11 protein-coding genes are annotated in these 10,906 nt (G+C 33.0%); 7 read left to right on the top strand and 4 right to left on the bottom strand.

Annotated elements, in window-relative coordinates:
* The first annotated feature begins 195 nt into the window (after positions 1-195).
* Complete coding sequence (locus B4N43_RS25340; RefSeq protein WP_286736996.1) at positions 196-1,377, top strand: sensor histidine kinase; 1,182 nt, start codon at positions 196-198, stop codon at positions 1,375-1,377.
* Positions 1,378-1,390: 13 nt separating this feature from the next.
* Positions 1,391-2,095, top strand: a complete 705-nt coding sequence (locus tag B4N43_RS25345; protein WP_286736998.1) for a LytR/AlgR family response regulator transcription factor — start codon at positions 1,391-1,393, stop codon at positions 2,093-2,095.
* Positions 2,096-2,102: 7 nt separating this feature from the next.
* Here the strand turns inward: B4N43_RS25345 and B4N43_RS25350 are convergent, their stop codons facing one another.
* The 3 genes from B4N43_RS25350 to B4N43_RS25360 are packed head-to-tail and all read right to left on the bottom strand — an operon-like array spanning position 2,103 to position 5,738.
* A complete protein-coding gene (locus B4N43_RS25350; protein ID WP_286737000.1) occupies positions 2,103-5,186 on the bottom strand; it encodes a lantibiotic dehydratase in 3,084 nt (1,027 codons plus the stop codon).
* Entirely contained in the window at positions 5,179-5,565 is a 387-nt protein-coding gene (locus B4N43_RS25355) for a hypothetical protein (RefSeq protein WP_286737002.1), read from the bottom strand. Before B4N43_RS25355 ends, B4N43_RS25350 begins: the two co-directional genes overlap by 8 nt.
* A gap of 23 nt (positions 5,566-5,588) precedes the next feature.
* A complete protein-coding gene (locus tag B4N43_RS25360; RefSeq protein ID WP_286737003.1) occupies positions 5,589-5,738 on the bottom strand; it encodes a hypothetical protein in 150 nt (49 codons plus the stop codon).
* A gap of 606 nt (positions 5,739-6,344) precedes the next feature.
* On the opposite strand from B4N43_RS25360, the gene B4N43_RS25365 reads away from it, so the two are divergent.
* A complete protein-coding gene (locus B4N43_RS25365) occupies positions 6,345-7,547 on the top strand; it encodes a hypothetical protein (protein WP_286737005.1) in 1,203 nt (400 codons plus the stop codon).
* Here B4N43_RS25365 and B4N43_RS25370 read toward each other — a convergent pair.
* Positions 7,542-7,760: a hypothetical protein gene (locus B4N43_RS25370; protein ID WP_286737006.1), complete on the bottom strand. Its 219-nt coding sequence runs from the start codon at positions 7,758-7,760 to the stop codon at positions 7,542-7,544. The genes B4N43_RS25365 and B4N43_RS25370 overlap by 6 nt on opposite strands.
* Before the next feature lie 296 nt (positions 7,761-8,056).
* Here B4N43_RS25370 and B4N43_RS25375 point away from each other — a divergent pair, with 296 nt between their 5' ends.
* From B4N43_RS25375 to B4N43_RS25390, 4 genes are all read left to right on the top strand, one after another.
* A complete protein-coding gene (locus B4N43_RS25375) occupies positions 8,057-8,302 on the top strand; it encodes a hypothetical protein (RefSeq protein WP_286737008.1) in 246 nt (81 codons plus the stop codon).
* A 307-nt stretch (positions 8,303-8,609) separates the two neighbouring features.
* On the top strand, positions 8,610-9,473 hold the full coding sequence (locus B4N43_RS25380; RefSeq protein ID WP_286737010.1) for a hypothetical protein: 864 nt from the start codon (positions 8,610-8,612) through the stop codon (positions 9,471-9,473).
* Between the two features lie 13 nt (positions 9,474-9,486).
* Complete coding sequence (locus B4N43_RS25385) at positions 9,487-10,422, top strand: toprim domain-containing protein (protein ID WP_286737012.1); 936 nt, start codon at positions 9,487-9,489, stop codon at positions 10,420-10,422.
* A gap of 300 nt (positions 10,423-10,722) precedes the next feature.
* On the top strand, positions 10,723-10,906 hold a 184-nt coding region (locus B4N43_RS25390), incomplete at its 3' end, for a hypothetical protein (protein ID WP_286737014.1).

Consider the following 10,906-nt stretch of genomic DNA (forward strand, 5'->3'; position numbering starts at 1 on the left):
GGTATCTTTAGGCTTACCAAAAAAAGTGAATATTTTTTTTAATTGCTTTAGTTAGAGGTTGTTAAGTTTTGCGCAAATTATTATTGTATCATGTTATGTGCCGATTATCTTTCTTTAAGATCTTTCTTTATTATATTTAGTAAATTTTTGACTACATATTGCATAGGGAGATATTAGTAAGTAAACCAATATTACATGAGAAGAGAAATTATTTGGGGGAAATGGTACACCCCTTTCGTTAGGGTGATCGTGCATATAATTTTTTGGATGTTGGTCTTTTTTACGTATTATTTTACTTATAGAAGGCTAGGAGGGAGCTATATCTGGATTTTAGTAGCAAAAGAACTTTTTGTTACTACATCCTTGTTCTATTCCGGTATTTGGCTTATTTCAAAATGGATAGAAAAAAGAAAAGTACTTCCCCTCATAATATTTATTATCCTATCATATATCTGGTGGTTAAATATTACTTATTTTGCATGTGAGTTTCTTACTGATTTTGAATTAAAGGAAGGTAGTGGCATTTATAAGTATGTGAAATTTTTTACCAGTGATGGCTATTTCGGTATTTATCAACTTAAAAAATTTCCTGGTGCATTTCCTGATTTTTTAACCCTTGTATCCCTACCATTAACACCAAAATTGGTTAAGCATCTTATTGTTCAAGGCAACAAGATGCTTTTATTAGAAAAGAACCAGGCCGAACTCGAACTTGAAAAAGCAAATTTAGAATTAAAGACTACTAATCTTGAATTAGATAAAGCAAATCTTGAATTAGATAAAGCAAATCTGGAAAGAGATAACCTTAAGATGGAATTAGAAATTCTTAAATCTCAGATCTCTCCCCATTTTTTATTTAATACGTTAAATAGCATATATAGGCTGGCTGAAAAAGGAGAACCCAGTACTCCTAATACCATAATGAAACTGTCTAATATGTTACGGTATTTGCTTTATCAGACCAATGATGATAAAATATTCATCGCAAAAGAAATTCAGTTTTTAAATGATTATCTGGACCTTATCCAGATCAGATTCGGTAATAACATAAATCTGAATTTTAATATAGTGAAGATAAAGGAACCTTATCGAATAGTCCCATTAATGCTATTGCCTTTTATCGAAAATGCGATCAAACATGGACCGGAAAGAAGCAGAGCAGATGCAAGGGTTGATGTTTCATTAACAATTGATTCAGGTGTATTGAAGTTCGTAGTTGCTAATGGAGTAAATAAAAGCAGTACCGAACCACCAAAAGGTGGCATCGGATTGAAAAATGTTAAGAGGAGACTGGAACTTCGGTATAAGGATAGATATAAATTAGACATATCTGATAATCTGAATAGTTACACTGTCGTACTTGAAATTGAATTGTAATAAATCTTGAAAAATGATTAAATGTATTGTAATTGATGATGAACAACTGGCACAGGAAATACTCGTGTCTCATTTAGAGAAAATTCCCGATATAAAAATTGTGGGAGTATTTAATAATGCATTTGATGCAATGAAAGTGTTAAGATCAAACGAAATAAATCTGGTATTCTGTGATATTCAAATGCCTGACTTGGATGGTGTTAATTTTCTTAAAAGCCTTAAAAATCCTCCTTTATTTGTATTTGTTACTGGTGATCCATCACATGCTATCGAAGGATATCAATTAAATGTCCTAGATTATATACTTAAGCCATTTGGCGTAGATCGTCTTTTGCAGACTATAGAAAAAGCCCAGGCGTACTTAAACTTGGAGAAGGGAACCAAACCGGAACTGAACTTTCTTATAATTAAAGATAGGTCAAATATTATCATTACACCTTATGATGAAGTATATTCAATCAAGGCAGATAAGGATTACGTTTGGGTTGAAACATTGGAAAAAACATACCATGTGTGGAAAAAACTGATGGAAATGGAAGAATCCTTGGTCAATGCAAAGCAGTTTATCCGAGTACACAAATCTTACATCATTAATCTAGATTATGCTAAGCAAGTTGAAGGTAATATAATAAAAATGAAAGGCAGTTTGGACGATGTACCAATTGGTGGTCAATATAAAGCAGAATTGTTTAAACGATTGGGATTAACTGGAGGATAATTGCTTTTTAACATCCAGTTCTCCTGAACTCACTATTTAAGATCTTAGCAAGGAAATGGTAAATTACCATTTCCTGTTCTCTTTGTTTGGTGAAGAAAATTCTATTCAAAAGCATATGTGTCAGAGAGCCAATTATTCTAACGGTCATCATTTGAAAATCTTTATTCTTATTGCATTGATCTGCGATTAAAGTCATTTGGTCCTTATATTCTTTGAGTATCGAGCCGTAATTAATGTTCTCTATTTTCATAAATGAAGAAATCTCATCCTTCTTTTCCCGGAAATTTTTATCCAGTTTGTACTTTAATTTTGGTACAGTGCCAAATTCTTCAAGAAAACTGTCTCTCCATAAATTAAGCAATGATATTTGTTCAGCAATTGTATAATTGAATGCTGAAAGAAGGTTCATAGTCATTCCTAATGCCAGCTTCCATCTAAGGCTTTCACCTTCACGTTTAATATAGGGTAATAATTTGGTAATCGTTTCACTCTCTAAGTGGAATATAGATTCGCAATTTTCAATGTTTGAGAAACCATAACGTTCAAGTTCCCGTTCATAAGTATCAAGCATGAACTTTGAAATGCGGCGACTTTTAATTAATGGCTCCAAGATATTGTTGATACTTTTCGAGACTATTAAAAATGTACTTTCCAATTCTCCATTTAATTGAAATCGTACGCGGAGATGCGGTTCTGGATCGGCATATCTGATATAAAACCATTTTTGAATTTTATCATGTTGCTTTAGCCCTTGAACTATCCGTTGCAATTCTTCTTGAATGATCCTATCGCTTTCTCTTTCACCACAATAAATTTTGAGATATAGCCATTCGCTTCCCGGAACAAATGTTCGCTTAATATTACTTTCGGACTGAATAGGCAGGGAAGAGGAACCTCTAGTGGAATTTCCAATAATTGGAATAATCACTTCATTGGACAATACTTCGCCGTCAGAATTAACAACTGGACTACTAAATTCATCATAAATATTTTCAATTAGCCTTAGATCCTTATGATTCAATTCTTTTAAAAAGATCTGTTTCCCGATTTCGTTACCTAGATCAATTAAAACTTCATTGTCTCCATTGGCGATTAAAACTTTTGTAGGAAGCTGGTATTTTTTTATAAAATATTCGATTTTTTCATTAGCATCCCTAAGATTCAAAGTCCTAAATTCTATATTTGGGATATGCCATTCGGCACGGGAAAGAATAAGATGCTTATAGCATATTCTGGGAAAGAAATTTTTTTTTGTATTTGGATGCCAATCCCAAGAGATTTTAATGGAATTTTCTTGTTGTTGAACATCACATAAAAATCTATAAATAGTCATTCCATAATGGAAGTTATGCGCGCTGCTGAGTCTAGGAAGTATACGTTTGTTTAGATTTTTTGATCTTAAAATTACCTTTCCGTTTACTATTTTTAAATATATATCACTTAATAGTATTGTATGATCCTTATCAACGGCAGCTTGACCAATAATAGGAATTTCATATTCGTATAAACTTGGCCTTGCAAGAATGTTTCCGGCATTGGATTTAGGATAAAATACGATCTCTGCCAGAATAGTTTCATTTAATTGGTTTTGTTCTTCTCGTGCAAGCTTTAAAAGTTTGGTCTTTAGTGTCTCATCAAGATATGAAAAACGGGTGAGCAACGGTAAAGACGATGAGCCTCCACAACCTTTTAAATGAAATCTGAAATCCTTAATATCAGATTTTGTTTCTAATAGGTTTCCGAATATATATAAGCCAAGGGGTAACTTGTTTTTTTCTGAATTATTCTTCGTCCCAAATATCTCAAAGTCTTTTTCTTTCAGTTCTATTGAACGTTTACTATAATCTGGCTTTTCAGAATACTTTTCTACAATTGATTCAACAAATGCAGAATAATCGGGGAGATTGTTTGTTTGACTGCCAGTTAGTCCATTTAGCAGTGGGAGTTCTCTTTCTAAAATTGAGGCTTGGGTACCATATCCAATACCTTGTTCAAAATCTAAAGCCTCCATCAAGGGAATTTCCTGATCTCCATATCGTGAGTAAAATTTCTTTGTGAAAAGTTGTAGATCGTCAGCTTCTTTATTATGATTTAAGTGTATTAATTCGAAAATCTCGCGAATTATAATTGAAATTTCGATATTATTTAGATTGCCTTCGGTCATTTTTCTCATTGAATCCACTTGGAACAAATTTTTGGGATCTTTGTGAAATAAACTCGAAAAAGCTTCCTTGATAATACATTTCGATGAGCTGATTCCCTCTGACTCACTGTACGCTAAAATTTCCGAAAGTTCAATAATACTATTATAAAAATTTGTTCCCTTAGATATATTAAGGGCTCTATTGAAAAAATGATCTAAGCTATCAACTGTAGTAATAGGATCAGTTTCTGGTATGAGAATTTTATGCTCGATTAGCTCAAATATGAATTTTCTAGCCTGAATTTCTGTTACCCCAAACTGTCCGATAGAATTTATTATTTGTTTGATTGTTTGCCCTTTGCTCGTATTGGCAATTACTGTATTAATTAAAATGTTTGAGTTAATCCTCGACCAGTTAAATTTTCTGTCAGAAAAATGCTCTGTATATTCGATGTATGAGAAGTTGTCGCCATTATTGATGAGCGTTGAATTTGGATAAAAGATTATATTCTCAATCGTAATTTCATCGTTTAATAACTGTTTATTTATTATTTCCTGGCTCGCATAATCCAAGCGGTATTTAGAAAGAAACTTGTTATTTAAAACAAGTTTGGTATTTACATTTGAAATATTCCCGATTGAAATAGATGAAAACTTTCCAAATGGAGTAGGGCGGTTAGACATTCTACTGAGGTATTTATATATTGACGGCAATATATTCCTAGTTTCCTGTGTAAAGGGTTTATTTAATAATGTTTCTAATTGATTGAAAAGGTCTTGACTGGCTATAGCAATTGCATCAAGCAACTGTGGATCTTTGAAAAATTCAACGATAAAATCCCAAAATTCCAATTCAGTCTTGCAATTATTCACTCTATCGAAAAAGCTAATTGACAATCTTGGGTTTCTAATTATAAAGAAATCTGCAGGTTTTACAAGCCTATACATTAGTTACCTTAATATTTCTTAAAATTTTGTCTATACATTTATTGAAATCTTCGAAAGAAATCGGCTTCAATAGTTCATGTATTTCCCCATTGGGAATTTCTCCATTATAGTGGCTTATTGGTGTAGCAGAAATTATAACAAAAATTGAGGACTCTGGAAATTTTGAATAATTGAAATCATTTTTATCTCCATAAGGTATAACTAAATCAAGGAAAATTATTGTAGGAGAACAAATTCTCAGTAGACTTTGGATTTCTGATCGCTCTATAGCAGTTCCCAAAAGGATTAGATCATTCCTACGACTAATATAGTCTTGTAGCATCTCAATCGCTAATGCTTCATCTTCAATAAGTATACATGAAAAACCATTCTCCATCATGTTAAATTTTAATAAATAATCATTTATGAATAGGAAGTTGTCATTGTGACTGTACCAGTTTGTTCAGTCTCGTCAAAAATTCCTTTACCTGTACTATTTGAATAATCCGCACTTCCGATAATTTCCTTTTCGATTTTTAATAATTGTTCAATTTCTGAATTAGATAGTTCCATAATTTTTATTGTTTAGTGACTAATATTTTTCACTAAAATCTGCCTACTATCCACTCAAAAAAAATATTCTCGTCAAACTCGTGTTTGACCATTATGAACTACCTATTTTACCCTATTTCTTTGTTTTATAGGCTTTAAGGGCACTTATTCTATATTTTTCCAGTTTGTCGAGTAATTCCATTGTTTTGGATAGGTGAAAATTGAGTTTGACGAGAAAAGTTGGTTCGTGACCCTTTATGTATTATAATAATTGACAATGAAATGGAAGCGGATTAATTCATCATATAGAATCTTATATCCATGTACCTTAAGATCATAGTAACCAAGAACTAGGGTATTCGAAGTAGTATGGCAAGAATCAATAACGGTTTATATAACGGGAATATTAATGTCGATTTCTAAAATATGAGGTTGACATTTTTCTGTGTTTATAGACCTAGAAGCCAACTTTATTGATAAAGATTAATTAAAATGAGATCAGCCTTCAATAGTGGCAAATCTTATTCATGTTAAAAAAATCTTCCCGAAAAGCATTAACCCATAAAAATTAGGAAGGTTATCTTAAATCGAATACTCAATTATATCAGACTAACAAATTCTAAACCTATGCAATTTGCTAAAGAAATTATATATTCGGATTGGTCCACTAGTAAATGGTTATTTAAAATTGAAGAAGTATTTTGTCCTCTAGAATATTTGGGTCATAAAAATTGTATGACCGATCAAACTGAATTTTTGAATTCTCTTAAATCTAACAAGATCTATTTCCTTTCTAGTTTTACTGAAATTATTGGAACCACTACCAAAAAGGCAAAAACAGCATTATCACAGCTCATATTGACCAGTGATAAAATTTACTCTTTTTTAATCAACGTATCTAAGATTAAAATTATGATTGAGAACCTGCATGAAATCCGCAAATTGTATCTACAAATATTGTCAATCATAGAATCTCTATTAGATGACTGTGAGAAACTAAATGAAAAGTTACTACGAGAATTACCACTAACAAAATATGCGTCATTTATAGGGAAAGGCTTATTTAAGAAGAATGTTGAAATTGTTAAACTAAGATTTGTTAAAGCATCATTAAGTTCTGTTCTTATTCAGGTGGTAGTATCTAGTATGCTGAGCATAGTACAAAGAATAGAGATTAAAAGGGGAGAATTAAAATATGCACAAATGTTATTGTCTAAGCTATTAAATATAGAGAATCCAACAGCTGAAAGTGTAGAAGATCTTCTCATTCAATATGATTTTAATTCTCCTGAATATTTCAATTACTTAGGTAAACAATGTACAAACTCAATGCTTCAGAACACAAGTCTTCATTTTCAGATGGAATTGCTGATATCATTGGAAGATAGGTTAAATGAGCTTCCATTCTCAAGCAGCTGGCGATTTAAAATTGAAGATGAGTCAATAAGGGAACAAATTAAAGCTTTCTATAGAGAGAAAAAAGATAATATTAAACAGCGTATAGAGTTAAGAAGGGCCGAAATTTTGGATTCTAAACTTTGGGAGGAAAATGACCGGTCTCAAATAAACCTGCCGGTGCCACAGATAGGACTTTTTATACGTCTATTTATGGAGAGGGGAATTATTCCTAAAGAAGACATCGGTAAAACTTTCAGTTATTATGCGAAGCATTTCAGAACACCGAATACCAGCTTTATTTCTGCCGAAAGTTTACAGAAGAAATCATTGGATGTTGAGTTTTCTACAGCAAAAAAAATAAAAGGCCATTTAATCGGAATGGTAAACTGGCTAAATGAAAATTATAATACCTCCAATTATAATGATTTATAACTGTCTTCGCACAAATTGATTCATCAATCCCTGACTTTCCAAAAATTGTAATAATTCAAAATACCAATTGTAATTGAAATTTTCGTTTTTGCGTAAGTTCGGGAGATTAACATTCATGATATCTTCAATGGTAGTTATACCTAAGGTATGAGCACGAAATAAAAAATCACTATCGAGATCAAAAGAAGAAAGGCTAATTTTTGGCGTAGTCATAACTCTAAATTAAGAAATACCAATCACAAAAAGTCTTGTTTGTGCATACTTTATTAGTTCAGTTATAAATATAGGCAATCTCCATTTAATGCGGTTTATTCATTGTAGCAATATAACTACTTATCAAAATTTTAATAATATTCCGATTTCTTCTTTTGTTATAAAACCTGCATTGATGGTATTCTAACAGAGTTTTTTAAGAGGGGGTGAAAAGATTCTTTTCACCCCCTTTCACTGTTTCTGCCTTGCTCATTTTTCGTGCTTTGCAACCAATGGAACAATAAATCCATGAAGTTATGAGAACGAATGTGCTATCTTTTTTTTCATCAGGATCAGTTGCCGAATCCTTTGCAAAAGCTTGGGAAACGATAGGTTCAAAACTTGGCCTTAGTATTAATATCCAGCTTAATAATAGAAGACCCAATGGCGATGTATTGATCCAAGAAAGCCTAATTCCTATCTCTAAAACAACTTCCAAAAACTTATCGAACAATGTGCAGCCGGACTCATTTGTCCCCTGCTTTCACAAAACCGACTTGTAAGCAATGAGAGGTAAATAGTCCACCGCGAGGGCAGGACGATATTGTTCTTTGACGTATGGGGATGAAGCATTATCCTGATAAAAAAGGAAATTATGCGAAAGAAACAGTAGCTAACTCTAGTTGACCGTTTTTCTGAGAACGCATAGGCAGGCAATTGGCGGCCCGGTCTGTACAGACTGACGTGAGTAGTCCCGAAAAAAACACAAGCCGGCATGAATGAATCTTTTGGGCTCGTTACCCAATGCCGGTTCTAGATTGAATCCATAGACAATCTTTCCATTTTTTTAGAAATCTTAAACCTTTAGATATGACAGAAAAAACAAATACCCAAGATGAGGGTATGTCCCCTAATCATTTTTTATCCATCAAATCTTTATTGAATCATCTTGGTTTTAAACCCATCGAATCAAACGATAAAGAAAGTTTTTATTCTAATATTTTTAAAGCAGCCAAATTTATTCCAAAGGGCTTCAGGTTAGATCATGCACTAGATGCCTGGTTTGATAAGACGTTGGGCAAAGGAGGTAATATCGTTGATTTTGCTAAGCATTATTGGCCAACATTGGAAGCAAATGAGATTAATGAAAAATTGGCTTCTATTTCTGAGACTTTTAAATACCATCATTTATTTCCGATAAAAGAAAAACCGAGAAGGAAACGCAAACCCATAAAATTGCCCCACTATCAAGTTGATCGAATTAGAAAGTTAGAATTTTCAGGTGAAGTCTTCGATTTCCTGAACGAATCTAACCTTTGGGAATTTGCGGACTCCAATCTTGTCGAGGTTCATTATTATGTTATTGATCAGATGGGCAAGAGAAGAGATTTTTGCGCAGCAGGCTGGCCTAATGAAAATGGCGGATGGGAAGTATATGCAAAAAACTTTAGGTTATGTATTGGGCCTAAAGGGATGAGCATTTTTCAGGCATCGACTAGAAATATAACCATCTTCCAGGAGTTTACCGACTACCTAAAACACAGGGATCAATTGTATGCACTCTATTCTTCCATTCTAGTACTTAATTCTCCACAATTCATTTCCGCCGCAATCAGAAGAGCCAGTAAATATGACAACGTAAGATTCTATTTGAATGAAAAACGGGACGGTTATAAAGAGGCTAAAATAGAAGTACAGGGTAGCTTGCCAAATTGTATTTTTCTTCCACTATAAATCAATCTTTTTAATGACAAATTATATCGACCGAAAAAGTGTCGAAGGGTTGTCCATTGTGGATTTTCTTGGCCGATTGGGATACTTCCCTGTCAAAAAATCTGGCAGGGAATTTTTTTACCATAGTATGCTCCGGGAAACAGGAAAAAACACTCCGTCCTTAACTGTATGGGACGAAGGGGGGAAATGGATGGATCATGGTGGTGCTAATCATACAGGAATTCATGGCGGTGGCATTGTCCAACTTGCGATGGCTTATTGGCCGAACCAATCTTATTTTGAAATTTTACAAAAGATCCAATACACTTTTGACCATTTTGAAAAAGCCGAAATTCCAGTCTTTGACTCCAGTAAAGCTGCTGATCGGGAAACAGATAATATCCTCGAATTTTCACACAGCCAGCAATTGGGTAGAAATTATGTTCTTTCCAGGTACCTACAGGAACGGGGAGTAGATTCTGTAGCCAACGGACTATTATGGGAAGTTTATTACAGTAATAAATTCTATTCCGATCCTACGAAATTATTTTATGCGATAGGTTGGAAAAATGAAAAGGACAATTGGGAAATATCCAGCCCGAAAGGATTCAAAGCCAGTATCGGAAATAAAGATATTTCAATTATACGGGGCAAAGAAGATCATCTTGCGATATTTGAAGGTTTTTTTGATTTTTTAAGCTGGCTAAGATTGACAAAAAAAGAAAATCTACCAACTGTTATGGTGCTTAACTCGGTTTCTCTGGTCAAACGTGCTACCGATCGTATCAGTGAATTCAATCAGATAGATCTTTATCTGGATAATGATGAAGTAGGGAAACAATGTACCTCTACTATAAAGGTATCTTACCCTTATGCGAATGACCGGGCAAATATTTATTCGGGGTATAAGGATTACAACGAAATGTTAATGGACTCTTTGAAGTATCACTATAGCCGTAAAAATAGATAACTATTTATAGTAACAAATAATCCGATTTCTGTATATCCAATGATTTGAATGTCTATGTATCCAGCTATATCGTATTCAGTATGTACAACTATCTGGTAATATCATTAAAGAAATATCTATTCCATTATATAGTTCAATAGATGGATATTCTGGGATAGGTTAATATACATTTCCCAATATGTATATGACCATATATACACCTAGACAGATATTCTTTTATCAGGCTGATTAATTATATAAATCTATTTATATTCAGATAAACTGACCTAAGGATATAAATTAAGAACAAAAAGAAAAGATATGGAAGATGCAATTAAATCCTTTGTCCGTCTGATGAACGACAAAAGATACTTAGGACCATTTAGTTTAATCAAAAATAATCATATTCCACTTTGTAAAAATAAAGATCTGGCGCATTGCCTAAATCTACTCTATTCAGATCTGGATGGATCTGGGAATAATATTAAGCTGCGCCCGTTTGTTT

Source organism: Sphingobacterium sp. UBA1897, from assembly GCF_002337775.1.
Classification (GTDB): domain Bacteria; phylum Bacteroidota; class Bacteroidia; order Sphingobacteriales; family Sphingobacteriaceae; genus Sphingobacterium; species Sphingobacterium siyangense.

What these genes read in the sequence shown, in the direction of transcription:
- B4N43_RS25365 (WP_286737005.1), top strand. Translation starts at nt 6,345, where the DNA reads ATGCAATTTGCTAAAGAAATTATATATTCGGATTGGTCCACTAGTAAA.
- B4N43_RS25360 (WP_286737003.1), bottom strand. Translation starts at nt 5,738, where the DNA reads ATGGAACTATCTAATTCAGAAATTGAACAATTATTAAAAATCGAAAAG.
- B4N43_RS25345 (WP_286736998.1), top strand. Translation starts at nt 1,391, where the DNA reads ATGATTAAATGTATTGTAATTGATGATGAACAACTGGCACAGGAAATA.
- B4N43_RS25385 (WP_286737012.1), top strand. Translation starts at nt 9,487, where the DNA reads ATGACAAATTATATCGACCGAAAAAGTGTCGAAGGGTTGTCCATTGTG.
- B4N43_RS25340 (WP_286736996.1), top strand. Translation starts at nt 196, where the DNA reads ATGAGAAGAGAAATTATTTGGGGGAAATGGTACACCCCTTTCGTTAGG.
- B4N43_RS25380 (WP_286737010.1), top strand. Translation starts at nt 8,610, where the DNA reads ATGACAGAAAAAACAAATACCCAAGATGAGGGTATGTCCCCTAATCAT.
- B4N43_RS25350 (WP_286737000.1), bottom strand. Translation starts at nt 5,186, where the DNA reads ATGTATAGGCTTGTAAAACCTGCAGATTTCTTTATAATTAGAAACCCA.
- B4N43_RS25355 (WP_286737002.1), bottom strand. Translation starts at nt 5,565, where the DNA reads ATGATGGAGAATGGTTTTTCATGTATACTTATTGAAGATGAAGCATTA.
- B4N43_RS25375 (WP_286737008.1), top strand. Translation starts at nt 8,057, where the DNA reads ATGAGAACGAATGTGCTATCTTTTTTTTCATCAGGATCAGTTGCCGAA.
- B4N43_RS25370 (WP_286737006.1), bottom strand. Translation starts at nt 7,760, where the DNA reads ATGACTACGCCAAAAATTAGCCTTTCTTCTTTTGATCTCGATAGTGAT.